Source organism: Mesorhizobium sp. M4B.F.Ca.ET.203.01.1.1, assembly GCF_004791025.1.
GTDB lineage: Bacteria > Pseudomonadota > Alphaproteobacteria > Rhizobiales > Rhizobiaceae > Mesorhizobium > Mesorhizobium abyssinicae.
This window is the reverse complement of the sequence record NZ_SRUO01000003.1, coordinates 499,290-524,528: the sequence shown is the minus strand read 5'-3', so window position 1 is coordinate 524,528 and position 25,239 is coordinate 499,290. Positions and strand designations below refer to the sequence as shown.

Sequence of the window (25,239 nt, the reverse complement as noted above, 5' to 3'; positions counted from 1 at the left end):
CGTGTCAGCGCGACGAACAGTGCCGGCGCTCGCTTGGCCTCGCGGTCCGTTCGATGCCGGTCGCGACCAGCGTCCGCACGATCTGCCGCTTGCCGTTGATGGTCTGGGTCCTGGTCTCGATCGAGCCGGCAATCACGATCGTGCCGGCGTAGAGCTTGTCCTGGAGATCGAGCGCCTTGTCTTCCTGCGGCAGGCCGTCGATGTCAATCACGACGCCCCTGATGATCTCGCCGGTGGCGAGCTCGAGCGCACTGTTGGAAGGGCAGGGCGCCGCGATGCAGCGCAGGCCGTTGTCGCAGAACACATAGCCGTCCTGCCCGTCAGCCAAGGCCTGTACGGCCGTGGCGCAGAGGCTCGCGGCTAGAAGGGAAAGGCGGGCGATGAACATGGCGGCAATGTCCCCGTCGAATCCGTGAAAATTGAGGCGCCGCCGGTGACGAGCTACAGGTCGACCGGGAAGCGCCGCCGGTAGTGAGCGGTCACTTCCGGGTTGCGCAGATTGACAGGCAATTTGTTGGCGAGCACCTGCAGCGCTTCGCCGGCGGCGCCGACGCCCATGCGCATCATCGATTCCTCGGTGATCCCCGCCATGTGCGGGGTGACGATGACATTGTCGAAGCCGAAATAGGGATGGTTCGGCGGCAGCGGATGCGTTGCAAAGACATCGAGCGCGGCACCGCCGATGCTGCCCTTGCGCAAGGCCTCGATCAGCGCGTCGTCGTCGACCACGGGCCCGCGCGAGACATTGATCAGCAGCGCGTTGGGCTTCATGCGCGAAATGCGCTCGCGGCTGATCAGGCCGCGTGTCTCCGGTGTCAGCGGGCAGCAAAGCACGACGATGTCGCTCTGCTCGACCAGGGCGTCGATCGATAGGAAGCCGACCTTGTCGGGCGCCGGGCGCATGCTGCGCGTCGTCGCCACCACATTGAGGTCGAAGCCGTGGGCGGCGATATGGCCGACCGCCTGGCCGACCGCGCCGAGGCCGACAATGCCGATGGTCTTGCCGGCGAGCTCGGTGTTGGCGTTGGCGTGGTCGCGGCCGGCGAGCCAACCCTTGGCGCGCAGGTCGCGGTCGACCATGCGAAAACGCCGAAGCAAGGCCAGCGTCACGAACATCACGTGCTCGGCGACCGAGCGCGCATTGACCGCCGGCACGTTCGCCACAAGCACGCCGGCCGCGGTCGCCGCCTCGACCGGGATCATGTCCAGCCCGGCGCCATGCCGGATCGCGGCGCGCAGCTTCGCGGCGCCATCGAAAAGCTCTGCCGGCAGCGGCGCACGGACGATGACGATATCGGCATCCTTCGCTTCGGCGGCAAGCGTCCTGCCATCGAGGGCGGAAGCGACGACCAGCCTGCCCGCCCCGGCCAGCATGGCGGAGGCGCGCGGATGCAGCGGATGCGTCGACAGGATTCTGGGCATGTGGCTCCCGTTTGTTTGCCGCATTTCCGCGACGCCAGGCGATGCCGCCTGGCTGCAAAATGCTCTAGGCCTTTTCGAGCGCCGGGCTCGTCGGCTCCGTCCCGTGGCCCTCGATCAGGCCTTTCCAATAGCTTTCGGCGCCCTGCAGATGGGCGTTCATCAGCGCCTGAGCGAGGTTGCCGTCGCGGCGCAGCAGCGCCTCGTAGATCTGGATGTGCTCGGCATGCGAGCGCACGCTGCGTTCGGGGTCGTTGAAATAGATCGGCAGGCGCTGCTCGCCCATCAGGTAGTAGACGCTGCAGATGTTGTGGAAGATGCCGTTCTTGGTGGCGCGCACGATCTCGAGGTGGAACTCGCGGTCTTCCTTGGCCAGGCCCTCGCCGGCGGCGATGCGCTCCTCCGAGGCTTTCAGGATCTCGCGCAGCCGCTCGAAATTCTCCTCGGTGGCGCGCGAGCAGGCAAGCTCGGCGGCCTTGATCTCGTGGATCTTGCGCAGCTCGACCGTTTCGTAGATCTGGATCGGATCGAGCGGCAGGCCGGCGCGGGCGAACAGAGCCAAGGCTTCGACGCTCGCCTGCTTGGTGTCGACATAGATGCCGGATTTGGCGCGGCGCTCGACGATGCGCATGGCCTCGAGAATGGCCAGCGCCTCGCGGATCTGGCCGCGGCTGACCGAGAAATGCTCGGCCAGTTCACGCTCCGACGGCGTGCGGCCCGTCTCCTTGTCCGAGCTGGAGAACAGAAAGGCGGCGAGTTCCGCGAGAAGGTTCTTTTCTTTCATCGTCAGCAGCGTTGCGCGTGCGCCTCCAGGAACCGTTCCGAAATTGTGAATCCCAATCCGGGCTTTTCAGGGATCGCTATCATACCGTCCTTCGCTTCGACAGTCTCTTCGACAAGATCGTGGATCATGGGGTTGGCGCCGAGCGAATATTCGACGGTGAAGCTCGCCGGCGACGCCGCGCAGACATGCAGACCGGCAAAGAAGCAGGGCGCGCCGGCCCACAGATGCGGCGCAAAACGCAGGTTGAAGGCGCTGGCGATGGTGCCGATCTTCATCGCCTCGCTGATGCCGCCGCAGAATGCGGGGTCCGGCTGGAAAATGTCGGCCGACTTCAGAACGGCGAGATCGCGGAAGGCGTAGCGGGTCGCCTCGCTCTCGCCGGTAGCGATCGGGATGGTGGACGAGGCTCGGACTTCGGCCAAGCCCGGCTTGTCGTCGGCGATCACCGGCTCCTCGAACCAGGCGAGGTCGAGGTCGCCGGCGAGCTGGATGAAGCGCTTTGCCTCGGCCACCGTATAGGTGCCATGCGCGTCGACCATCAGCTCGACCTCGGGGCCAAGCGCCTCCCTTGCCGCGCGGACGCGGGCGGCGGAAGTATGCGGGGCGCCATCCATGGCGCCGATGCGCATCTTCAGCGCCTTGAAGCCGCCCTTGGCGATGTAGGATTGGAGCTGCTCGCCGATGGTCTCGGCCGGCGCCCAGCCGCCGGAAGCGTAGGCCTGCATGCGCTCGACCTTGCGGCCGCCGAGCAGTCGCCAGACAGGCTGGCCAAGCGACTTGCCGAGGATGTCCCAGAGCGCGATGTCGACGGCGCTGATGGCGGCAACGCTCATGCCGCGCCGCGCCAGCTGCGGCATGGCGTGTCCGGCATGGGCCGCGGTGTGGTGGCGCACGCCGTTGTAGAGCATTTCCCAGATGACGCCGATGTCGGCCGGGTCGCGGCCGACGAGCTGCGGCCCGACCTCGTGGTTCAGCATATGGACCAGTGCGCCATAGCTGCCGGCGCTGCCGGCGGCGTTCTTACCCTCGCCCCAGCCGACCAGGCCGTCATCGGTTTCGACGCGCAGGATGGCGGCGTCGAACGTCGTCACCTGACCGAAATCGCTGCGGTGCTGCTTCGCCGCTGCGATCGGTATGCGAACCCACCAGGCTTGGACCGTCTTGATGCGCATGGCCATCCCCGGCCCCGCCGCCCGTTCGGGCGGAAGGGCGTCTTCCTTTCGACCGGCTATTTGATCAGCGGCAGCAGCGTTTCGGCGGTGATGCGCATCTGGTCGGTGTAGAACTTCTCCGTCAGCACGCTGGAGCCGTGATCCTGGATGAACTTCAGCTGCTCGGGCGAGATGTCGACCGGATGGCGCTCGACCATGTCGGGATAGGGCGCGGCCGGCGTGCGGTCGACGGGGGCCACGAACTCGTTGGTCAGCGCGCCGTCGTAGCCGATCTCCTTCAGCGTGCGCACGATCCGCGGCCAGTCGATCTGGCCGAGGCCGGCGGCGAAGCGGTTGTTGTCGGCGACGTGGAAGTCGAACAGGCGTTTGCCAACCTGGCGGATGGCGTCATAGACGTTAAATTCCTCCATGTGGATGTGATAGGCGTCGAGGCAGACGCCGCATTCCGGGCTGACCGCGTCGGCAAGCGCGAGCGCCTGCGCGCCGCGGTTGAATAGATAGGTCTCGAAGCGGTTGAGCGGCTCGACCGCGACCTTGACGCCGACTTTCTTGGCGTGCGCGAAGCACTCGCGGGTGGCGTCGACCACCCAGCCCCATTCCTCCGCCTCGGTGCCGTCGGGCACCACCTTGCCGACGGTGGCGGGAACCAGCGTGATGATCTCGCCCTCGAGCTCGCTCACCATGGTCAGCACGTCCTTGACGTATCGCACCGAGCGCTCGCGCTGGCCCTGGTCCTTGGCGGCGAGGTTGCGTTCGCCCAGCATCAGCGTCACCGAGCCCCAGCAGCGGATGCCGTGCTCCTTCAAGAGCGCGCGCGTCTCCTTGGTCTTGTACTGCTCGGGCTCGCCGGAAATCTCGATCGACTCATAGCCGAATTTCTTGATGCGCTTCAGCGTCACCTCCAGCGGCTCCGCCCGCATCCAGTTGTGCGTCGAAAGATGCATGGTCTATCCTTCCCAGAATTCGCCTGTCACGTTCTCCCGCGGCGCTCTCCCGCGGAGCCCGCCGCCAGTTTCCTCCCCAAGGCGTTCCAGCATTTTTTGGCAAACTGGTTCGACCAATTGGGCCTTTTTGATGGTCTACAGCAATTTCGGATGGACGGCAAGAAGTCGACCAACGCCGCCCGTTTACGAAGTTACCATATTGAATAATATGTAATTTTCCCACCGCGACGGATTGCCGGCGGCGCCGTTTTGCCATGCTCGGCCGCTTGACCAAACAACATTATTTGGTAATACCAGAATTGCGGCGTGTTCAAATCGCCGACATGAAAGACCAAAGAGACTGGCCCCGTCCGCAATCGGCGCTATGCTCGGTCGCGATGAAAAAAGAGGGAGGATGCCGATGCCGTCGACGATGAAGGGTCCCGGTCTGTTTCTGGCGCAGTTCGCGGGCGATGCCGCGCCGTTCAATTCGTTGCCGTCGATCACCAAATGGGCCGCCGGTCTGGGCTACAAGGGCGTGCAGATCCCGACCTGGGACGCACGGCTGTTCGACCTGGAAAAGGCGGCGACCTCCAAGGCCTATTGCGACGAGGTGAAAGGCATCTGCGCCGATGCCGGCGTCGAGATCACCGAACTGTCGACGCATCTGCAAGGGCAACTGGTGGCGGTGCATCCGGCCTATGACGCGCAGTTCGACGGCTTCGCGCCTGCTTCGGTGCACAACAATCCGAAGGCCAGGCAACAATGGGCGGTGGAGCAGATGAAGTTCGGTGCCAAGGCGTCGAAGAACCTGGGGCTGAAGGCCTCGGTCTCATTCTCCGGAGCGCTGGCCTTCCCCTACCTCTACCCATGGCCGCAGCGCCCGGCCGGGCTGATCGAGGAGGCTTTCGCCGAACTCGGCAAACGCTGGAAGCCGATCCTCGACGTCTATGACGAGAACGGCGTCGATATCGGTTACGAGATCCATCCGGGCGAGGACGTGTTCGACGGCGCCACCTTCGAGATGTTCCTCGACGCGGTGGGCGGCCACAAGCGCTGCAACATCAACTACGACCCGTCGCACTTCCTCTTGCAGCAGCTCGACTATCTCGAATTCATCGACATTTACCACGAGCGCATTAAGGCGTTTCACGCCAAGGACGCGGAGTTCAATCCGACGGGGCGGCAAGGCGTCTATTCCGGCTATCAGGGCTGGACCAACCGGGCCGGGCGGTTCCGTTCGCTCGGCGACGGGCAGGTCGATTTCGGCGGCATCTTTTCCAAGCTCACCCAGTACGGCTACGATTCCTGGGCGGTGCTGGAATGGGAATGCTGCCTGAAGCATCCGGAGGATGGCGCCGCCGAAGGCGCGCCCTTCATCCAGCATCACATCATCCGGGTGACGGAGAAGGCGTTCGACGACTTCGCCGGTGGCGCGACCGACAAGAAGGCGCTGCGCGCGATGATGGGAATCTAATACCGCTTTTCCCTCCCCTCGAGGGGAGGGTGGCCCAAAGGGCCGGGCGGGGTCGGCTCATGCCGAGCTTCACGCTCGGCAACCCCACCCGATCCGCTGCCCGGATCGACCTCCCCTCGAGGGGAGGCAAGCACCAACGAGGAGACAGGAATGGTCGGCGCATCGAAGTCGGAAACGGGAGGCGGCCCGATCCGCTATGGCATGGTCGGCGGCGGGCAAGGCGCCTTCATCGGCGCGGTGCACCGGATCGCGGCCAGGCTGGACAACGACTTCGTCCTGGTGGCCGGCGCGCTGTCTGCCAACCCGGAACGCGCAAAGGCATCGGCCGCCGAGCTCGGGCTCGATCCGGCGCGCAGCTACGGCTCCTACGCCGAAATGGCCAAGGCCGAGGCGAAGCGGCCCGACGGCATCGAGGCGGTGGCGATCGTCACCCCCAACAACGTGCATGTGCCGGCGGCCAAGGCGTTTCTCGAGGCCGGCATCCACGTCATCTGCGACAAGCCGCTGGCGACCACGCTGGCCGAGGCGAAGAAGCTTGCCGCCCTGGTCGAGAAGACCGGCAAGGTGTTCGTGCTCACCCACAACTACACCGCCTATCCGATGATCAGGCAGGCGCGCGAGATGGTGGCCAAGGGCCAGCTCGGCGACATCCGCATCGTGCAGTCGGAATATCCGCAGGACTGGCTGACCGAGGATCTCGCCGCCACCGGCCAGAAGCAGGCTGCGTGGCGCTCCGACCCGAAGCAGGCCGGCGCCGGCGGCGCGCTCGGCGACATCGGCACCCATGCCTACAACCTGGCGCGCTTCGTCTCCGGGCTGGAGCTCGATACGCTGTCGGCCGATCTCGACGCCTTCGTGCCGGGGCGGCAGCTCGACGACAACGTCAACGTCATGCTGCGCTTCAAGCCGGTCGGCAAGACGCATCCGGCCAAGGGCATGATCTGGGCAAGCCAGGTGGCGCCCGGCCATGAGAACGGGCTGAAACTGCGCATCTACGGGTCGAAGGGCGGGCTGGAATGGGTGCAGGCCGATCCGAACTATCTGTGGTATACGCCGTTCGGCCAGCCGAAGCAGCTGCTGACCCGCGCCGGCGCCGGCGCGCTGCCGTCCGCCGGGCGTGTCACCCGTGTTCCCTCGGGCCATCCGGAGGGCTATCTCGAAGGCTTCGCCAACATCTACCAGGAAGCGGCCCGCGCCATCCGCGCGGCGCGCAGGAAGGGCGGCAAGCCGGCAAAGGATGTCGTCTTCCCGACGATTGCCGACGGCGTCGAAGGCATGGCCTTCATCGAGGCCTGCGTGAAGTCGTCGAAGAAGAATGGGGCGTGGACGAAGCTCTAGGGGTGTCGATATTCAGGTGAGGCCGGTCTGCGAACGGCGGCTTCCTGCGCTTCCGGTGCTCGCGTACTTAAGTGCGCTCCGCTCCGGTTCTCGGAAGCCACCGTTCTCGACTCGGCCTGACCTGAATCTCATCCCCCCTTGATCGAAGGTGATGGGGAGGGGTCGATGAAAATCGGCATGTGCATGTTCCTATGGACGACCAGCGTCTCGAAGAAGCATGAGGCGCTGCTGAGAGACATCAAGTCGACCGGCTTCGACGGCGTCGAGATCCCGGTGTTTTCCGGCGCGCCCGACGACTACAAGAAACTTGGCGACCTGCTCGATCGCATCGGCCTGGAGCGCACCGCGGTCTCGGCAATGGGCGATCCGGCGATGAACCTGATCTCGACGGACGCCGCGACGCGCAAGGCCGGCATCGACTACATGAAATGGGCGATCGACTGCAGCGCCGCCCTTGGCGCCGACAGGCTGAGCGGGCCGCTTCATTCGACGCTCGGCGCCTTTTCCGGCAGCGGGCCGACGGCCGCAGAGAAGAAGCGCTCCGTCGCTTCCCAGCGCGCCATCGGCGACCATGCCGGCAAGACGGGGGTGACCATCGGGTTAGAGGCGCTCAACCGCTTCGAATGCTATCTGTTCAACACGATGGACGATCTGTCCGAGCATATCGACGCGATCGACCGGCCGCACATCAAGGCGATGTACGACACGTTCCACGCCAACATCGAGGAGGCCGATCCGATCGGCGCCTATACGCGCAATCGCCGGAAGGTCGTCCACATCCACATTTCAGAGAATGATCGCGGCGTGCCGGGCCGGGGCAATATTCCCTGGAAGGAGACGTTCTCGGCCATCCGCAAGAGCGGTTACGACGACTGGCTGACCATCGAATCCTTCGGGCGTTCGCTGAAGGACCTGGCTGCGGCGACCAAGGTTTGGCGGGATTTTGCCGAGACGCCGGAGGCTGTGTATCGGGAGGGGTACCAGCATATCAGGGATGGGTGGAAGAAGGCGGCTTAGAATGGCCGTCCGACGAGCGCCGCGATCCTTCGCGCCCCCCTCTGTCCTGCCGGACATCTCCCCCACAAGGGGGGAGATTGGCGGCTGCGGCGCTTAGCTCAATTCGGCAACGTAGGAGATTGGCGAAAGCCGTGGTCGTGGCTGATCTCCCCCCAAGTGGGGGAGATGCCCGGTAGGGCAGAGGGGGGCGCTGTCCCGTCGACCTCTCGCAAGATTCTGCTAGCGAGGACTAACCCCGCTCAGCCTGCAGCCTATTATAATCATGCAGCGTGCGGCTGAGCCGGCGACGCAGGAAGTTCGAGATGTTGTCGAAGACGAAGACGACGGCCAGCGTCAGCAGCACCATGTAGAAGACGTTGGCCCAGTTGGAATTGGTGCGCATCGCTTCCCAGAGCTTCAGGCCGATGCCGCCGGCGCCGACGGCGCCGATGATGGTGGCGCCTCTGGTGTTGGATTCCCACTGGTAGAGCGTCTGGCTGATGAAGACCGGCAGCACTTCCGGCAGCACGCCGTAGCGCTGCACCAGCAAGCCATTGGCGCCGGTCGACTGCACGCCTTCGCGCGGCTTGTCGTCGATGTTCTCCAGCGCCTCGGAATAGGTTTTGCCGAGCGTGCCGATCTCGGTGAAGAAGATCGCGGCACTTCCCGCCAACGGGCCGGGTCCGAAGGCGCGGGTGAAGAACAGCGCCCAGATCAGCATGTCGACCGAGCGCATGAAATCGAAGAAGCGTTCCAAGACCTGGCTGAGCAGCCCGCTCGGCGTGATGTTGCGGGCGGCGAAGAAGGCGAGCGGGAAGGCGACGATGCCGCCGAGCAGCGTGCCGAGGAAGGCCATGACGATGGTCTGCAGCAGTTTCGTCCAGACATCGCCATGCTGCCATTGGGCGTTGTTCCAGATGTTGTCGGCGGCAAGCGCGATGTTCGATGTTCCGGGCTTGAGCTCCGGGCCGGAAACCAGCAGCGAAGCCACTTCGCCGGCCGGCTTGCCGAAGAAGGGCGAGCGCGTGTCGAAGACGAAATTCGCCCAGCCGAGGAAGCGCTTGCGCACCTTGACGCGGTCGACGGTGACGCGCACCTCGCCGACGAAGCCCATCCTGGCGACAATTTCGTCGTCATGCGCGGTGATCCAGTCGGGCACCGGGCCCGAGATCACCGGCTTGCCGCCGGTCAGCGACACGGGCACCGTCTGGCCGTTGGCGACAATCACGGCTTTGGTCTTGTCGAAGGTGACGGATTTGGCCGGTCCGTCGATCAGCACGGTGAAGGTGCCGTCCGGGTTCCTGATCACCCAGTCAGGATTGGGGTTCTCGCCAAGCGCTGAGAAGCGCGGATATTTCGGCGTGATCTCCGGCTGGTCGAGGCGAAACTCCGGCTGCAGGTCGTAGCTGATCCATTGCGCCAGAAAGAGCGGCAGGCGCTCCCAGTGCGACTCGCGCAGCACCTGCGGCATGCTGAAGAACCACAGGGCGTAAGCGAGATACAGGACAGTTCCAGCGACCAGGAACAGCGGGCCGAAACGCTGGTAAAGCGGCCGGCGGAAGACGTGCGGGTAGCGCGCCTCGATCGACAGAATGTCGTCGGCGGTTATGGCCATATCAGGCGCTCATCAGGAAGGCCTGCTCGCCGACGAGCTTGCGGCGCAGCCAGGCGGAGAACTGGTCGACGATGAAGATGGTGGTGAACAAGAGCAGCACTAGCGCCAGCGTTTTGGCGCCGAAGCCGCGCGAGATGGAGAGCTTCAGCTCCTCGCCGATGCCGCCGCCGCCGACCGCGCCCATGATCGTCGAGATGCGCACGTTGATCTCGATCCTGAGCAGCGTGTAGGACATGAAATTGGGCAGCACCTGCGGCAGGGCGGCGAAGCGGATGCGCTCGAACCAGTTGGCGCCGACCGCCCGCAAGCCCTCCTCGGCGCGCATGTCGATGTTCTCGTTGATCTCGTAGAACAGCTTGCCCAGCGCGCCGATCGAATGCAGGCCGATGGCGATGATGGCGGCGACCGGGCCGATCGAGACGATGGCCGCGAACAGGCCGGCAATGACGATCTCGGGGAAGGCGCGCAGCAGTTCCATGAAGCGCTTGACGACGAGCCTGAGCGCCGGGCTCGGCGTCAGGTTGCGCGCGGCGATGAAGGAGAAGGGCACGGCGAAGACGAAGCCGACGAAGGTCGAGACCAGCGCCACGTTGACCGTGGTCAGCATCAGCTCGAAATATTCGGGGATGTAGAATCCGCCCCAGACAGGGACGCGGCCGAGCGGGAAGTTGAATTCCTGGGTGCCGGTGTCATGCGGCGAGGCGACGTCGAACAGGGCGCGCCAGACGTCGTTCCAGTCCTTGGGAATCAGCCAGCTCAGGAAGTCCAGTATGTGCGGCAGCCGGTCGAGGAAATGGCCGGCATTGGCCTCGTCGGCGAACCACATGGTCGCGCACATGGCGACAAAAAGCAGGCCGACACCGAGGCCGGTGTAAAGCCGGCGCAAGGACGTCTGGCGCCGCCAGGCATCGGCCGCCAGGCGCGTCGCGTCAGAGTGGATTGTCGCTGAGGTCATGATCGGGAGATGCAAAAGGGGCGGCGTTTTTTGGCGCCGCCCCTTTTCCTGATGCCGTCAGCCGCCGATGGCGGCTTTGCGGGCTTCGACGATGACGTTGTAGAAGTCCGGCTTGACCGGAACGTAGCCGGTGAAGTCGCCGCCCTCGACGCCCTCGAAGCAGGGCTTGTCCTTCGTCGGCAGCGCGGTGAAGAACGCGGTCAGCTTGGCCTTCATGTCGTCGCCGAGCGCGGTGCGCACGACCAGCGGGCCGTTCGGGATCAGGCCGGAGCGCCAGACCTCGACGAAGTCGTTCGGGTCGACGGCGCCCTTGGCGACTTCCTTGTGGAAGGTGCCGGAGGTGTAGCCGTTCTTGAAATCGCCGATGCCGGAGGAATCGTCCACCGCGACGTCGACCTTGCCGTCGCGGACGGCGAGAACGTTGTTCTCGTGGCCGCCATTGAACTGGGTCGAGGCGAAGAAGGCTTCGTTCGACTGGCCGGTGTCCTTAGGGATCTGGGTCAGCGGGATCAGGTAGCCGGAGGTCGAGTCCGGATCGGCATAGCCGAGCTTCTTGCCCTTGGCCGACTTGATGTCGGTGATCCCCGACGACTTCAACGCCAGGCCGATCGAATAATAGCCGGTGGCGCCGTCGGTCTGCTGGGTGGTGAGGATCGGGGTGACCGCCTTCGGGTCCTTGATGTAGACGCTGGCATAGCCGGAAGCGCCGAGCTCGGCGAAGTCGAGCGTGCCGCCGAGCAGGCCCTGGATGACGCCGTCATAGTCGGCGGCCGGGAACAGCGAGACCTTCTCGAAGCCGAATTCGGCCTTCAAATGGTCGGCCAGGCACTGGTAGTTGCGCAGCCGGTCCGTCTCGTTCTCGCCACCGAGGATGCCGACGCGGAATTCCTTGACGTCGGCGGCATGAGCGGCGCTCGTCGCGATGGCGAGCAGTGATACGGCGCCAAAAACCATCTTCCTAAACATTTGGATCTCTCTCCTGTTGTTCCGGCCTCGCGCCGGCGACGTTCGAATTTTGACAGCTGCCTTTGACGCGGGCGGGCGATCCGGGTTGCTCGTTTGCTTGGCCATGATCCTTGCCGAACCGGTTGCCGCTCTTCGTCAGCGTGGACGGTTCGAAAGCATCGACTAGTAGCCGGGGAATGCGGGCTCGAGCGGTCCGGCGGATGCGGTGATCTTCGGCTTGAAGGTGACGCTGGTCGACGTGATGGCCTCGGAGATATCGGCGCCATTCGCATCCGCGCCATAGACGAGGCGCACGGCGTCGCGGTCGAGGTCCTCGGGCGCGCCATCGAACACGACCTTGCCGGCGGCCATCCCGATGATGCGGTTGCAATAGGCCCGCGCCGTGTCCAGCGTGTGCAGATTGGTGATGACGGTGATGCCTTCGCGTAGGTTGATGTCCTGCAGCGAGTCCATCACCACCTTGGCGTTGAGCGGGTCGAGCGAGGCGATCGGCTCGTCGGCGAGCAGCACCCTCGGCTGTTGCATCATGGCGCGCGCGATCGCCACGCGCTGCTGCTGGCCGCCGGACAGCGTGCCAGCCGGCTGCAGCGCGGTGCGGGCGATGTCGAGGCGTTCAAGCGCCGCAACCGCCTCGGCGCATTCGGTGCGCGAGAAAATGCCGAACAGATTGGACAGCGTCGAGCGGTGGTTTAGCCGGCCAAGCAGCACGTTGGTCAGCACGTCGAGGCGCGGCACCAGGTTGAACTGCTGGAAGATCATGGCGCAGTCGCGCTGCCAGCGCCTAAGCGGCGAGCCCTGCAGCGCCGAGACTTCGGCGCCGTCAAAAAAAATCGACCCCTGGCTGGGGTCGATGAGACGGTTGATCATGCGCAGAAGCGTCGACTTGCCGGCGCCGGAACGGCCGATGATGCCGACCATCTGGCCCTGCGGGATCGACAGGTCGACGGCGCTGACGGCGGTGTTCTTGCCGAATCGTCGGCTGACACCGCGGATTTCGAGCGTGGCAGAGGCTGCTGACATGGGGCTAGGCTCCAGTCCAGTCGGTTACAGGGTCTGTTAACCTTGGCTAGCGCAGCCCCATGAACCTGCGGTGTCGGATTGATGTCAGTTTTGTTACCGCCCACAGCTGCGCGGTAGCAGTCATCAGCCGAGGACCAGGAGCTCCTCGAAATGCTCCATGTCACGGAAGCTGCAAAAGGCCGCCGGGTGGAGTTCGATGACCGGCGCCTCGCGGTCGAGGAAGGACAGGCAGTCATCGAACAGATCCTGCCACGCCGCCGCCCGCTCGTCGGCAAGGCGGCGGATCTGGTAGGCGAAGGTGATGTGGAAGACGTAGGTGTCATGGTCGGGATGGCGATAGCCGAAGGGCACCGACAGCGCGTCGCGCCAGGCCTGGAGGATGCGCCGGTCTTCCTCCGAGGCGCCGGCGACGGTGAGGCCGTTCGGGGTGATACCGATGGCCTTGACCCTGAACGCGCCGCTCCCCGCGAAGCCCTTCAGGCGCTCCAGATAAAGGCGGGTCATGTCGTCGATGCTGGTGTCGAGCGGCACATCCCGAGGCCAATAGGGGAGCCGGCGGCGGCGCTCGATGATGCCCTGGAACAGCGTCATATGCAGGCTGGAGACCGGGGTGAAGACAAGCCGGTCGGCGTCGGGCATGGCGCGCATGCGCTCGCGCACTGCGACTACAGCGGCTTCGGAGGGTGAGCCGGCTACGAGATGGGAGACAACGGTGTTGCCAGGCTCGAACAGGAATTGCCCGCCGTGTCGTAGCGGGTGCCGAGATGCACCGGCGGCGCGGGGTTGGTGCCTTCGAAGAAGCCGGCGAGCGAGGGTCTGGCTTTGTCGAGCATGGCGATCTCCCTGGCGAGATCGCCTCTTGTCCGACTCGTATGTCAAAGATGTGAATCTAGGGGCGTCGTCCTGGGCATAGGTATCGAAGCTAGCGGTCTCACTAGCAGTTGAGGCAGTTCTACCGGGAGATGGGCGCCAACACGAAGAGAATTAGCACCCCTACCGCTGCCAGGCCCAAGCCCAAGATGGTCAAGACAATGGACGAGACTCGGTCGGACCGACTCCAGCGGTTTACCTGGCTCCGAACGACCCAAATCCCCAATACAACCAGCGCCAACCCAATGCACGCCGGTATAAACAGTATAGCCACGAAATGATCTCCTTCCACACGACTGGCCTAGGAGATGTTTGATATAGCGAGATTAAATTACTGTACGACCACACCACGTTCCCGTGAATGTCAACCATACCTCTCCAGGAAAGCCTCTGCCGAAAGCGCGCGAAAATCGTCGAGCGACGCGCGCAACCGGGCATGGTCCCAGTCCCACCAGGCGAGCGCCTGGTAGCGCTCGGCGGTGCGACGGTCGAAGCGCTCGCGGATCGGCTTCGCCGGCACGCCGCCGACGATGGTGTAGGGCGCGACATCCTTCGACACCACGGCGCCCGCGCCGACCGCCGCGCCGTCGCCGACGGTGACGCCGGGCAGGATTGTGGAGCCATGCCCGAGCCAGGTGTCATGGCCGATGGTGACGCGCTTGGCGCGGCGCTGCGCGAAAAACTCGTTCTCGTGCTCGGCATCGTCCCAGTAGTCGGAGGCGCGGTAGGTGAAGTGGTGCAGCGTCGGCCGCCAGGTCGGATGGTTGGTGGCGTTGATGCGCACGCTGGCCGCGATGTTGGAAAACTTGCCTATGGTCGCGCACCAGACGGCGCAGTCCTGCATCATATAGGAATAGTCGCCGAGCTCGCTTTCCGAAACCCGGCTGCGGTCGGCGATCTCGGTCCAGCGGCCGAGCGTCGAGTTCTCGACCTGCGCGGTCGGGTGAACCAGCGGCGTCTCCGACAATTTCCTTGTCATGCGGCAATCCTGCCTGCGGCGAAAGCGGTGACGTCGATGACGCGGTCGGCGACCGCCTCGCGCACGTCTTGATCGTGGAAGATGCCGAGCAGGGCGACGCCGGCCGCCTTCTTGGCGGCGATCAACTCGACCACCACGTCGCGGTTCCTGGCATCGAGCGAGGCGGTCGGCTCGTCGAGCAGCAGGATCGGATGCTCGGTGATGAAGCCGCGCGCGATGTTGACTCGCTGCTGTTCGCCGCCGGAGAAGGTCGCCGGCGGCAAGGTCCAGAGCTTTTCGGGCAGGTTGAGGTGGGTAAGCAAGGTGCGTGCCTTGTCTCGTGCTGCCTCGCGTTCCTCACCGCGCTCGACCAGCGGCTCGGCGACGACGTCGAGGGCCGAGACGCGCGGCACGGTGCGCAGGAACTGGCTGACATAGCCGATCGTTTGCCGGCGCACGGCAAGCACCGTGCGCGGGCTGGCGCTGGCGAGATCGATCAGGCCGTCCTCGTGCTGGACGATGATCTGGCCTTCGTCGGCGGCGTAGTTGCCGTAGAGCATCTTCAGGATCGAGCTTTTTCCCGCGCCGGACGGGCCGCCGAGCACGGCGCATTCGCCGGCGCGGATCGAGAACGACACGCCGGCGACGACAGGCAAGCGGATGCCATCGCGCAGATGCATGGTGAAGCTTTTGGCGACGTCGGAGACAACGAGAGGGGTGGGCATCAGAAGATTCTCCTATTGTCGCCGATCGGCGGGAGAATATGGCACTTCTCCCCGTATAGTGACGGGGAGAAGGGGCGGCCTCGTGCGGTTTCGCCAATCTCCAACGTTGCAGATAGCCCGTGACAGAGGGGGGTGGCTTGGCGCCATCATCACACCTGCAAAATCGAAGAAACAAGCAACTGCGTATAGGGCGCACGCGGGTCGTCCAGCACGCGGTCGGTGAGGCCGCTTTCGACGACATGGCCGTCCTTCATCACCATCATGCGCTGCGACAGAAGTCGCGCCACGGCGAGGTCGTGGGTGACGACGATGGCCGCCAGGCCAAGGTCGGTAACCAGCCCGCGCAGCAGGTCGAGCAGGCGCGCCTGCACCGAGACGTCGAGGCCACCGGTCGGCTCGTCCATGAACACCAGGCGCGGCCCAGTCACTAAGTTGCGGGCGATCTGCAGGCGCTGGCGCATGCCGCCGGAAAAGGCGCGCGGCTCGTCGTCGATGCGGTCCTCGTCGATCTCGACGCGCGACAGCCAGTCGACGGCAGTGGCGCGGATTTTTCCGTAGTGGCGGTCGCCGACGGCCATCAGCCGCTCGCCGACATTGGCGCCGGCAGACACCGTCATGCGCAGCCCATCGGCCGGGTTCTGGTGGACAAAACCCCAGTCGGTGCGCATCAGGAAACGACGCTCGGCCTCGCTCATGCGGTAAAGCTCGCGCCATTGGCCGTCACGCATGCGGTAGCTGGCGGTGCCGGAAGAGGGCAGCAGCCGGGTCGACAGGCAGTTGAGCAGCGTCGTTTTGCCGGAGCCGGATTCACCGACCACCGCCAGCACCTCGCCCGGCCAGAGGTCGAAACTGACAGTCTCGCAGCCGACGCGCGAGCCGTAGAATTTGGACAGCGCCGAGACGCGCAGCAGCGGTTCGTCGGTCATTCGGCCGGCTCCGTTCTTTCGAGAGCAAGTTGGGCGTCAGGCGCTAGGTGGCCGCGATGGCCTTCCTCACGCCGCTTCTCGCAGTGGTCGGTGTCGGAGCAGACGAACATGTGGCCGCCACGGTCGTCGAGGATGACCTCGTCGAGATAGACATTCTCCGCCGCGCAGAGCGCGCAGGGCTGGTCGAAGGTCTGCACCTCGAACGGATGGTCCTCGAAGTCGAGGCTGACCACGTCGGTGAATGGCGGCACGGCATAGATGCGCTTTTCGCGGCCGGCGCCGAACAACTGCAAAGCCGGCGACCGATGCATTTTCGGATTGTCGAATTTCGGCGTCGGCGACGGGTCCATCACATAACGGCCCTCGACCTTGACCGGATAGGCGTAGGTGGTGGCGATGCGGCCGTGCCTGGCGATGTCCTCGTAGAGTTTGACATGCATCAGGCCGTATTCCTCAAGCGCATGCATCTTGCGCGTTTCGGTCTCGCGCGGCTCCAGGAAGCGCAGCGGCTCGGGGATCGGCACCTGATAGACCAGAATTTGGCCTGCGTTGAGCGGATGCTCGGGGATGCGATGTCGGGTCTGGATGATGGTGGCGCTGGCGGTGTCGGTAGTCACCGCGACATTGGCGACCTTCTTGAAGAAGGCGCGGATCGAGACGGCATTGGTGGTGTCGTCGGCGCCCTGGTCGATGACCTTCAGCACGTCGTCCGGGCCGATGATCGAAGCGGTGACCTGAACGCCGCCGGTGCCCCAGCCATAGGGCATCGGCATCTCGCGCGAGGCGAAGGGCACCTGGTAGCCGGGGATGGCGATGCCCTTGAGGATGGCGCGGCGGATCATCCGCTTTGTCTGTTCGTCGAGATAGGCGAAGTTGTAGGTGGCGATGTCGGTCATGGCTATACCATCCGCTCCGTGCTACCGAATTGACTTGCAAGGCGTGGAAACCGGACTGGATCGACATGAACTCTGCCGGCTGGATGCACCTCGGGATCGTGTTGCTGGCGTTCGCCGGCGCGGTCGTCTTTTTTCTTCGGCGCACGATTTTTCCGGCGCCAAGGGAAGGTTCCAACAATTCCGAAGGTTGGTACGGCGGCGGTGGTGGCTACGAGGGCCACAGTGGACACGATGGCGGTGGGCACGCCGGTCACGGTGGCGGAGACAGCTGAGCTCATTGCACGACCTCCAATTCCCTGGCGTAGCGCGTCAGCCGCTCGGCCAGCGTGCCGGTGTGCAGCTCGAACAGATGGTTGTCATGGTCGTGGAAATAGATCGAGCGGCCTTCGCCCTCGACACGCGGGCGCGGCGGGCGCATGTCGAGCCCGAGCTTTCTGACACGGTCGACGTAGCGGTCGAAATCGCTCTCGTCGATCTTGAAGCCGACGTGGTTGTAGCTCCGATCGTTGAGTGGCTCGCCTTGCATGATGGCGATCCAGAGATCGCCGATCAGGAAGAATTTCTCGCGCGATAGCGAGAACTGCCGGGCGCCGCTGTCATAGACCTCGCGCGCGCCGAAGACGCCGGTCAGGATCTCGCCCATGCGGTCGAGGTCGCGCACGACGAAGGTCATGTGGGAGAGGCCCTCGATCATTCGGCGGCCTCGCGCTTCTCATCGCCAGTGCGGTGATTTTCACGCGCGTCGTGCTCGGCGCGCATGCGGCGCACCAGATCGAGTTCGGCCTGGAAGTCGACATAGTGCGGCAGCTTCAGATGCTCGACGAAGCCGGTCGCCTGGACATTGTCGGAATGCGAGATGATGAACTCCTCGTCCTGCGCGGCGGCGACGACGTCCTCGCCGAGTTCGCTGGCCCGCAAGGCACGGTCGCAGAGCGCCATCGCCATCGCCTTGCGCTCGCTCTGGCCGAAGACCAGGCCGTAGCCGCGGGTGAATTGCGGCGGCGCCTTGGCCGAGCCCTTGAACTGGTTGACCATCTGGCATTCGGTGACGCGGATCGCGCCGAGCGGCACGGCGAAAGGCAGTTCCGGCACGTCGAGCTCCAGCTCGACCTCGCCGACACGGACCTCGCCGACAAAGGGGTGGTTGCGGGCATAGCCGCGCTGGGTGGAATAGCCGAGCGCCAGCAGAAAACCCTCGTCGCCGCGCGACAGCGCCTGCAAGCGGACGTCACGCGCCATCGGGAACTGCAGCGGCTCGCGGGTGATGTCGCCGGGAACATGCTCGCCGGGCATGTCGCCATCGGCCTCGATCAGGCCCTCGCGGGCGAGGATCGCCGAGACGCGCGGCATGGGCTCGGCCTCGGTGGCACGTTGCATGGGCTCGGCGACGTCGCCGCCGGCGGCAAGCTCGGGATCGAGCAGCCGGTGGGTGTAGTCGAAGGTCGGGCCGAGCAGCTGGCCGCCGGGCAGGTCCTTGTAGGTTGCCGACACGCGCCGCTCGATCAGCATAGCGGCGGTATCGGCCGGCCTGGTGTAGCCGAAGCGCGGCAGCGTGGTGCGATAGGCGCGGATGAGAAAGATCGCCTCGATCATGTCGCCGCGCGCCTGGACGATGGCAAGTGCTGCCAGCTCGCGGTCGTAGAGCGAACCCTCGCTCATCACCCTGTCGACGCCGAGCGCCAGCTGCTCGACGACCTGGTCGAGGCGCAGCGCCGGCACCGTGCGGTCGCCGCGACGGCGATCGGCGAGCAGGCGGTGCGCATTGGCAATCGCGGCCTCGCCGCCTTTCACCGCGACATACATGTCAGGCCTCCATCGTCTTGATGCGCGTGGTGCGCGGCAGGCAGGCGACCCCGTCCGGTGCTGCCAGGATGATGTCGACGCCGCGCGGAAAGCGCTGGCTGTTCTGCTTCCACTGCTCGATGAAGTGGCGCGGCATCTCGGCCGGCGCGAGCATCGCCATCTTCTCGATGCCCGGGCCTTCGAGCAGCAGGGGAACGCCCGAGGCGAGATCGCTGACGACGAGGATCAGCGTCGTCGAGCGGTCGGGATATTCCTGCGTGCCTTGCGAAAAGCCATCCAGCGCCATCATCTCGGCCGGCCTGGCTATAATGGCGAAATGCGCGTCGGCCGGCGTGTTGGCGAGCGGCGCGCCGGTGTGGAAGCCGAGCCAGGATCTGACCGGCGCCTCGGCCTGCAGGGCTGGATCGAGCCAGAGCGGCGTGTCGTTGTCGCAGAGCGCCAGCGCCACGGCGCCCGATGTCGCCGACAGCGGCGCCGGCGGGCGGGCGAGGGCCGGCAGCGGCTGCACGCTGCCCGGCCGCGCCATGGCGTCCATGACGGCGCGAAACACGGTCTGGGCATTGAAGACCGGATCGGCGAAGCCGCCCTCGATCGCTTGCGTCTCCATCAGTCCTCTCCGCGCACCATGGTGAAGAAATCCACTTTCGTAGCCGCTGTCTCGGCGCGACGTTTTTCGTGCGCCTCGGCAAGCACCGTACGCAGCGGCGCGATCACCCTGGTCTCGACAACGTCGCGATGGGCCGGGTCCTGCCAGAGCGCGTCGGCGATCGCGGCCAGCTTCGCCTTCTGCCTGTCGCGTCCGAGCGCATAGCTATGGCCGACCTGGCCGGAGGGCAGGCGCACCGTGGCGCGGGTGACCGTCGCCTCGCCGACATTGAAGGGCGCGCCGCCGCCGCCGATGCGGCCGCGCACCGTCACCAGGCCGGTTTCGGGGCCGCGCAAGAGTTCGGCCTCCAGGGGCAGGCCGGCCTCGTTCCAAAGCCGGGCGAGCTCGTCGCCGCCGGACTGCGCCAGCGTCGCCATCGCCGCCTTGCGCCCGGCCTGCTCGCGCGCTTCCTGTCCTCGCATGGCAGCACTCCGTCGATTGCGTAAATTTGTCTATTGATATAGACAACTATACAAATTATACGCATTAGCTAGCGCGAGTCCATGACAGCTGGATGACATCGGCGAAAAGTCTGGGCGGTGAACCGGGGGCTGACATGAGTGGGCAGCAGGCAGCCAGCATCGAGCGGCGCAGCGGCGTTTCGCTGTGGCGGCAGATCGCCGACCGGATCCTGCAGGGGATCGCGGCCGGCGACTTTGCCGAGAACGCGGCCCTGCCGCCGGAAATGGCGCTTGCCGAACGTTATGGCGTCAATCGCCATACGGTGCGCAGCGCAATCGCAGCGCTGGTTCAGGAGGGCGTGCTGAGGGCCGAGCAGGGGCGCGGCACCTTCGTCTTGTCGCGCAAGCGGCTCTCCTACCCGATCGGCGCCCGCACGCGCTTTTCGACGGGCCTGCAGGGGCAGACGAGCGAGCGGCATATCGCGCTGCTCGCCTCATCGGTCGAGCCGGCCAGCCGGCGCATCGCCGATGCCTTGAAGCTCGCCAGGGGAGCCGCCGTGCTCCGCCTGGAGACGCGCGGCGAAGCCGATGGCCATCCGGTGTCGCGCGCCACCGCCTGGTTCGACGCCAGGCGCTTCGCCGGCATCGATGCCGCCATGGCGGAGACGGGATCGGTCACCGCATCGCTCAGGCGCTTCGGCATAAACGATTATCTCAGGCAATCGACGGTGCTGTCGGCGCGCCATGGCGATGCCGCCGATCTTGCCGATCTCGACCTGCAGCCCGGCGCCATCGTGCTGGTGACGGTCGCGGTCAACGTCACGCTCGACGGTCAGCCGATCCAGTTCTCCGAGTCGCGGTTTCCGGCGGAGCGGGTGGAGCTCAAACTGTCGGCCAATGACTAGCCGATGCCGTAGAAGCGTGCGGCGGTGCCGCCGAAGACGGCGTCATGCTCCGCCGGCGAAAGGCCTGCCAAAAGCTCCTTCGCGGCGGCCAGCCAATTCTCGTAGGTGGCGGCGAGCTCGCACACCGGCCAGTCGCTGCCGAACATCAGCCGGTCCGGCCCGAAGCAGGCGACGAGATGATCGGCATAGGGTTTGAGGCCGGCGACCGACCAGTTCGGCCCGGCCTCAGTGACCAGGCCGGAGAATTTGCAGACGACCGATGGCCGCTTCGCCAGCGCCGCCATGTCGCTCGCCCAGGGCTCTAGGATGCCCTTGGCGATGAAGGGTTTTGCCGCGTGGTCAACGACGATCGGCAGGTCAGGCATGTGGTCGGCGAGTGCGGCGACCACCGGCAAATGGCGCGGCTGCGCCAGAGCGTCGAAACGCAGGCCGAGTTTCGGCAAAAGCTTCAGCGCGGCGAGCTGCTTCGGCTTCAAAATGTCGAAAGTGTCGTCGATATCCTGCAGCATCGGCCTTATGCCGCGGAACTTCGGCCGCGCCGCCAGCCGTCGCAGCGTCGCCTCGACATCGTCGGCTTCGAGATCGACCCAGCCGACCACGGCCGCGATGCTGTCGTCCCTGTCGGCGAGGTCGAGCATGAATTCGGTTTCGGCGACGGTCGCCGCCGCCTGGACGACGACGGTGCGGGCGATGCCTGCGGCCTGGAGGTGCGGCGCCAGGTCGGCCGGGAAGACGTCGCGCATGATCGGCGCGACGTGCGGCCCCATCCAGAAATAGTCGCCGCGCGCGATCTGCCAATAATGCTGGTGCGCGTCGATCCTCTGCATCGTCCTACCCGATCTCGATGACGGCCTTGATCAGACCGGATTTCTCATGCGCCCATCTTGCGAGATCACGCGGCGTGCCCGCAAGGCTCGTGCGGTGGGTGACGAGCTTTGCCATGGGCACCGCACCGTTGCGGATCGAGGCGGCGACATGGTCGAAATCGGCGCGGAGCGCATTGCGGCTGCCGATCAGCGTCATCTCGCGCTTGTGGAATTCCGGGTCGGAGAAGGTGATGTCGTCCTTGACGACACTGACCAGGACGAGGCCGCCGCCATGCGCGACATGGGCGAAGGCCGATTGCACCGACTGCGTGTTGCCGGTGGCGTCGAAGACCACGTCGAAGCCCTCGCCATCGGTCGCGTTCCGCACCAGATCGGCCGCCGCCTGCCGCGAGCCGTCGAGCGCGGCGAAACCAAGCTCGCTTTCGGCAAAGCCAAGGCGCTCGCTGCTCATGTCGAGCAGGCTGACGTCGAGGCCGGCGATGCGGGCAAACAGCGCCGTGCCAAGTCCGATCGGGCCGGCGCCGATGACCAGCGCGCGGGCGCCGGGTTCGGTCAGCGCGCGGCGCACCGCATGCGCGCCGATCGCCAGGAATTCGACGGCGGCGGCATCGGCCAGCGACAGGCCGTTTGCCGGGTAAAGATTCTGCGCCGGCACCAGGATCTCCTCGCACATGGCGCCGTCGCGATGGACGCCGAGCACCTCGATCCTGACGCAGCAATTCGGCTTGCCTTTCCGGCAGGCGATGCATTTGCCGCAAGCCAGATAGGGGTTGATGATGACGGCCTCGCCGACGCTCAGGGCGACGCCCTCGCCGGTTTCGGCAACCGTGCCGGAGACCTCGTGGCCCATGATGCGCGGGTAGGCGAGGAACGGGTGCTTGCCCTCGAAGATGTGGTAGTCGGTGCCGCAGATGCCGACATGGCTGACCGCCACCCGCACCCAGCCGGCGGGCGGCGCGCCGGGCTCGGCGCGGTCTTCGAGGACAAGCTCGCCGGGCGATCGGCAGACGACTGCTTTCATGCTTCAATCCAATTGTTTATGCCGCCGGCCCTCGCTTTCGCGGGGCCAGAGGCACTGGGAGGGAACTTACTTGCCGCGGCGGCGCAGCCCGTCGAAATAGACGATGACGATGATCAGCACGCCGGTGATGATGCGCTGCCAGAAGGCGTTGACGTTCAAAAGATTGGCGCCGTTGTTGATGGTGGCGAGGATGAAGGCGCCAAGCAGCGGGCCGTGCACGGAGCCGACCGCGCCGAACAGCGAGGTGCCGCCGATCACCGACGAGGCGATCGCCTGCAGTTCCCAGCCCTCGGCCTGGGTCGGATTGCCGATGCCGATGCGCGAAGCGAGCAACACGCCGACAAAGGCGGCGCACAGGCCGGACAGCGTATAGGCCATGTAGATGGTGCGCTGGACATTGACGCCGGACAGGCGCGAGGCCTCGGCGTTGGAGCCGACCGAGAACAGGTAGCGGCCCCAGCGGCTGTGGTGGAGGAAGATGTAGGCAGGGATGCCAACCAGGATCACCATCCAGAACAGGTTGGGGATGCCGACGAAGGAATTGCGGGAGAATTCCTGGAAGGCGTCGTTGTTGATCGAGATCGAATTGCCGTTGGTCATCAACAGGCCGATGCCGCGCAGCGAGGTCAGCGTCGCCAGCGTGATGATGAAGGGCGGCAGGCCCATCCTGACGATGCCGAAACCGTGGAACAGGCCGATGGCGACACCGACCAGCAAGGTGATCAGGATGGCGGCGAAGACCGGCACGCCGGCATTGATCAGCATCGCCGTGATGACGGTGGCGAAGCCGACCACGGCACCGACCGAAAGATCGATGCCGCCGGTGATGATGACGAAGGTCTGGCCGACCGCCAGGATGGCGATCATCGAGCCCTGGCGCAGCAGGTTGGAGATGTTGTTGGCCGAGGCGAAGCTCTGCGTCGACACCGACAGGATGACCCACAACAGAACCAGCAGCGCCAGCAGCGTCAGCCCGAACAGGGCGTTGTAGTTGCGCTTCGGCTTTTCGGCCGCGATCGCCTCGGTGCTCATTTCTGTCCTCCCTGTTTTTCTTGTTTCTCGGCGAGCGCCTGAGAGAGAATGTCTTCGTGGTCGGCGGTGCGGAAGCCGTGCGTGGCGACAAGCTTGCCGCGCCGGAACACATGCAGCGTGTCGGCGAGCTCATAGACCTCCGGCAGATAGGAGGAGATCAGGATGATGCCGGCGCCGTTGGACAACAGCGTCGAGAACAGGCGGTAGATCTCGGCCTTGGTGCCCACATCGACGCCGACCGTCGGCTCGTCGAAGATGAACAGCTTGGCGCCATGCGCCAGCCATTTGCCGATGACGATCTTCTGCTGGTTGCCGCCCGACAGGCTGGAGGCGAGCGCGTTGCGCGTCGGCGTCTTGATCCTCAGGCCGGCGATCTGGCGATCGGCCTCGACCTTCTCCTGCGTGTTGGAGATCAGGAGATTGTTCGAGATGCGCTTGTAGATCGGCAGGTTGAGGTTGAGGCCGACCGGCAGGTTGAGGCAGAGGCCCTGGTCGCGGCGGCTTTCCGGGGCCAGCGCCATGCCGAGCCGGATCGCATCGTGCTCGGAGTTGACCTGCACCTCCTTGCCTTCCCACAGGATCTGGCCTGCTGACTTCCGGTGGCGGCCGTAAAGGGTGGTGACGAACTCGCTGCGACCGGCGCCGATCAGGCCGTAGAGACCGACGATCTCGCCGGCGCGGACGGTCAACGAGACATTCTCAAAGCCCTTGCCGGAGAGGTTGCGTGTCTCGACGATGGTCGCGCCCGGCGTAAAATGTTCCTTGTGGTAGATCTGCTCGATCGAGCGGTTGATCATCAGCTTGACCAGCTCCGGCTCGCTGGTCTCGGCGATGTTGCGGGTGCCGACCAGGGTGCCGTCGCGAAGCACCGAGACACGGTCGGCGAGCTCGAACACCTCCTCCATGCGGTGGCTGATGTAAATGATGGTGACGCCTTCGCCCTTCAGCCGGCGGATCAGCTTGAAAAGCTGGTCGGCCTCCTTGCGGGTGAGGTAGGCGGTCGGCTCGTCGAAGATCAGGAACTTGGTGCCGCGCACGGTGGCGCGGGCGGCGGCGATCAGCTGCTGCTGGCCGATGGTGAGATCGCCGAGCACGACATGCGCCGGCAGGTCGAAGCCAAGACCGTCGATGATCTTCTGCGCTTCCTTGACCATGGCCCGCTGCTGCAGGATGCCGAAGCGGGAATCCTCTTCGCCGAGGAACATGTTGGCGGCGACGGTGAGGTGGCGGCAGAGCACGACCTCCTGGTGCACGGCATTGATGCCGAGCGCCATCGCCTCGTGCGGGGTCGCCAGCGCCGCTGGCTTGCCCTCCCAGATGACGTCGCCGGAGGTGCGCGGCATGACACCGGTGAGAAGCTTGATGAGGGTGGATTTGCCGGCGCCGTTCTCGCCGACGATGGCGTGGATCTCGCCGGACTTGAAGGCGAGGTTGACCGGCTTCAGCGCGTGCGTGCCGGGATATCGCTTTTCAAGCCCATGCAGTTCGAGGATCGTCCTGCCGGGCTCCAGCGTGGGGGCGGGGTGCAGGTCCTGCGCCGTCGACGTCATGACAATCCTCCCAG

Annotated in this window: 26 protein-coding genes and 1 pseudogene; 5 read left to right on the top strand and 22 right to left on the bottom strand. The window is 65.3% G+C overall.

Features of this window, described 5'->3' with window-relative positions:
* Positions 1–4: 4 nt before the first annotated feature.
* From EN846_RS09335 to EN846_RS09315, 5 genes are all read right to left on the bottom strand, one after another.
* Entirely contained in the window at positions 5–388 is a 384-nt protein-coding gene (locus EN846_RS09335; RefSeq protein ID WP_135913832.1) for a hypothetical protein, read from the bottom strand.
* A 53-nt stretch (positions 389–441) separates the two neighbouring features.
* Complete coding sequence (locus tag EN846_RS09330) at positions 442–1,422, bottom strand: hydroxyacid dehydrogenase (protein WP_135913831.1); 981 nt, start codon at positions 1,420–1,422, stop codon at positions 442–444.
* A 64-nt stretch (positions 1,423–1,486) separates the two neighbouring features.
* On the bottom strand, positions 1,487–2,203 hold the full coding sequence (locus EN846_RS09325; protein WP_127392125.1) for a FadR/GntR family transcriptional regulator: 717 nt from the start codon (positions 2,201–2,203) through the stop codon (positions 1,487–1,489).
* Positions 2,204–2,205: 2 nt separating this feature from the next.
* Positions 2,206–3,375, bottom strand: coding sequence for a mandelate racemase/muconate lactonizing enzyme family protein (locus tag EN846_RS09320; RefSeq protein ID WP_127392124.1), 1,170 nt, complete (start codon positions 3,373–3,375; stop codon positions 2,206–2,208).
* 56 nt (positions 3,376–3,431) lie between these two features.
* Positions 3,432–4,319, bottom strand: coding sequence for a sugar phosphate isomerase/epimerase (locus EN846_RS09315; RefSeq protein WP_127392123.1), 888 nt, complete (start codon positions 4,317–4,319; stop codon positions 3,432–3,434).
* A 400-nt stretch (positions 4,320–4,719) separates the two neighbouring features.
* Between EN846_RS09315 and EN846_RS09310 the strand changes: the two genes are divergently transcribed.
* The 3 genes from EN846_RS09310 (at position 4,720) to EN846_RS09300 (ending at position 8,130) form a co-directional block, all read left to right on the top strand.
* Positions 4,720–5,775, top strand: a complete 1,056-nt coding sequence (locus tag EN846_RS09310) for a sugar phosphate isomerase/epimerase (RefSeq protein ID WP_127284120.1) — start codon at positions 4,720–4,722, stop codon at positions 5,773–5,775.
* A gap of 150 nt (positions 5,776–5,925) precedes the next feature.
* On the top strand, positions 5,926–7,113 hold the full coding sequence (locus EN846_RS09305) for a Gfo/Idh/MocA family oxidoreductase (RefSeq protein WP_127392122.1): 1,188 nt from the start codon (positions 5,926–5,928) through the stop codon (positions 7,111–7,113).
* 165 nt (positions 7,114–7,278) lie between these two features.
* Positions 7,279–8,130, top strand: a complete 852-nt coding sequence (locus EN846_RS09300; protein WP_127392121.1) for a sugar phosphate isomerase/epimerase — start codon at positions 7,279–7,281, stop codon at positions 8,128–8,130.
* Positions 8,131–8,359: 229 nt separating this feature from the next.
* Here EN846_RS09300 and phnE (EN846_RS09295) read toward each other — a convergent pair whose 3' ends face one another.
* The 9 genes and pseudogenes from phnE (EN846_RS09295) to EN846_RS09255 all read right to left on the bottom strand — a co-directional run bounded on the left by phnE (EN846_RS09295) (position 8,360) and on the right by EN846_RS09255 (position 17,040).
* Positions 8,360–9,724, bottom strand: coding sequence for a phosphonate ABC transporter, permease protein PhnE (phnE, locus tag EN846_RS09295; protein WP_127392120.1), 1,365 nt, complete (start codon positions 9,722–9,724; stop codon positions 8,360–8,362).
* 1 nt (position 9,725) lies between these two features.
* Complete coding sequence (gene phnE / locus EN846_RS09290; protein ID WP_127284116.1) at positions 9,726–10,679, bottom strand: phosphonate ABC transporter, permease protein PhnE; 954 nt, start codon at positions 10,677–10,679, stop codon at positions 9,726–9,728.
* Between the two features lie 57 nt (positions 10,680–10,736).
* Positions 10,737–11,645, bottom strand: a complete 909-nt coding sequence (gene phnD, locus EN846_RS09285; RefSeq protein ID WP_127284115.1) for a phosphonate ABC transporter substrate-binding protein — start codon at positions 11,643–11,645, stop codon at positions 10,737–10,739.
* A 162-nt stretch (positions 11,646–11,807) separates the two neighbouring features.
* Positions 11,808–12,665 carry a phosphonate ABC transporter ATP-binding protein gene (phnC, locus tag EN846_RS09280; protein ID WP_127284114.1) on the bottom strand — a complete coding sequence of 286 codons (858 nt, stop codon included), beginning with the start codon at positions 12,663–12,665 and terminating at the stop codon, positions 11,808–11,810.
* Positions 12,666–12,788: 123 nt separating this feature from the next.
* Positions 12,789–13,498, bottom strand: a pseudogene (locus EN846_RS09275) (DUF1868 domain-containing protein).
* A 401-nt stretch (positions 13,499–13,899) separates the two neighbouring features.
* Positions 13,900–14,514: a DapH/DapD/GlmU-related protein gene (locus EN846_RS09270; RefSeq protein ID WP_127392118.1), complete on the bottom strand. Its 615-nt coding sequence runs from the start codon at positions 14,512–14,514 to the stop codon at positions 13,900–13,902.
* Positions 14,511–15,218, bottom strand: coding sequence for a phosphonate C-P lyase system protein PhnL (phnL, locus tag EN846_RS09265; RefSeq protein WP_135913830.1), 708 nt, complete (start codon positions 15,216–15,218; stop codon positions 14,511–14,513). The genes EN846_RS09270 and phnL overlap by 4 nt, the downstream gene beginning before the upstream one ends.
* Positions 15,219–15,367: 149 nt before the next feature.
* Complete coding sequence (gene phnK / locus EN846_RS09260; protein WP_126058225.1) at positions 15,368–16,144, bottom strand: phosphonate C-P lyase system protein PhnK; 777 nt, start codon at positions 16,142–16,144, stop codon at positions 15,368–15,370.
* Complete coding sequence (locus EN846_RS09255; protein WP_127394078.1) at positions 16,141–17,040, bottom strand: alpha-D-ribose 1-methylphosphonate 5-phosphate C-P-lyase PhnJ; 900 nt, start codon at positions 17,038–17,040, stop codon at positions 16,141–16,143. The genes phnK and EN846_RS09255 overlap by 4 nt, the downstream gene beginning before the upstream one ends.
* A gap of 65 nt (positions 17,041–17,105) precedes the next feature.
* Between EN846_RS09255 and EN846_RS09250 the strand changes: the two genes are divergently transcribed.
* Entirely contained in the window at positions 17,106–17,312 is a 207-nt protein-coding gene (locus tag EN846_RS09250; protein ID WP_127394077.1) for a hypothetical protein, read from the top strand.
* A gap of 2 nt (positions 17,313–17,314) precedes the next feature.
* Here the strand turns inward: EN846_RS09250 and fosX are convergent, their stop codons facing one another.
* The 4 genes from fosX to phnG are packed head-to-tail and all read right to left on the bottom strand — an operon-like array spanning position 17,315 to position 19,911.
* Positions 17,315–17,734 carry a FosX/FosE/FosI family fosfomycin resistance hydrolase gene (gene fosX, locus EN846_RS09245; protein ID WP_127394076.1) on the bottom strand — a complete coding sequence of 140 codons (420 nt, stop codon included), beginning with the start codon at positions 17,732–17,734 and terminating at the stop codon, positions 17,315–17,317.
* Entirely contained in the window at positions 17,731–18,843 is a 1,113-nt protein-coding gene (locus EN846_RS09240) for a carbon-phosphorus lyase complex subunit PhnI (protein WP_128346116.1), read from the bottom strand. The genes fosX and EN846_RS09240 overlap by 4 nt, the downstream gene beginning before the upstream one ends.
* A 1-nt stretch (position 18,844) precedes the next feature.
* Positions 18,845–19,450, bottom strand: coding sequence for a phosphonate C-P lyase system protein PhnH (gene phnH / locus EN846_RS09235; RefSeq protein ID WP_127394203.1), 606 nt, complete (start codon positions 19,448–19,450; stop codon positions 18,845–18,847).
* Complete coding sequence (gene phnG / locus EN846_RS09230) at positions 19,450–19,911, bottom strand: phosphonate C-P lyase system protein PhnG (protein WP_127394204.1); 462 nt, start codon at positions 19,909–19,911, stop codon at positions 19,450–19,452. Before phnG ends, phnH begins: the two co-directional genes overlap by 1 nt.
* 134 nt (positions 19,912–20,045) lie before the next feature.
* Between phnG and phnF the strand changes: the two genes are divergently transcribed.
* The gene (gene phnF / locus EN846_RS09225) at positions 20,046–20,795 is read left to right on the top strand and encodes a phosphonate metabolism transcriptional regulator PhnF (RefSeq protein ID WP_127394205.1); all 750 of its coding nucleotides are present in this window, start codon (positions 20,046–20,048) and stop codon (positions 20,793–20,795) included.
* On the opposite strand, the gene EN846_RS09220 is transcribed toward phnF, so the two are convergent.
* The 4 genes from EN846_RS09220 to EN846_RS09205 form a co-directional block, all read right to left on the bottom strand.
* Positions 20,792–21,622, bottom strand: a complete 831-nt coding sequence (locus tag EN846_RS09220; protein WP_128346117.1) for an amidohydrolase family protein — start codon at positions 21,620–21,622, stop codon at positions 20,792–20,794. The genes phnF and EN846_RS09220 overlap by 4 nt on opposite strands.
* A 4-nt stretch (positions 21,623–21,626) precedes the next feature.
* Positions 21,627–22,643, bottom strand: a complete 1,017-nt coding sequence (locus EN846_RS09215; RefSeq protein WP_127393705.1) for a zinc-binding alcohol dehydrogenase family protein — start codon at positions 22,641–22,643, stop codon at positions 21,627–21,629.
* Between the two features lie 66 nt (positions 22,644–22,709).
* Positions 22,710–23,675, bottom strand: a complete 966-nt coding sequence (locus EN846_RS09210) for an ABC transporter permease (protein ID WP_127282987.1) — start codon at positions 23,673–23,675, stop codon at positions 22,710–22,712.
* A complete protein-coding gene (locus EN846_RS09205) occupies positions 23,672–25,225 on the bottom strand; it encodes a sugar ABC transporter ATP-binding protein (RefSeq protein WP_127282988.1) in 1,554 nt (517 codons plus the stop codon). Before EN846_RS09205 ends, EN846_RS09210 begins: the two co-directional genes overlap by 4 nt.
* Positions 25,226–25,239: the final 14 nt, after the last annotated feature.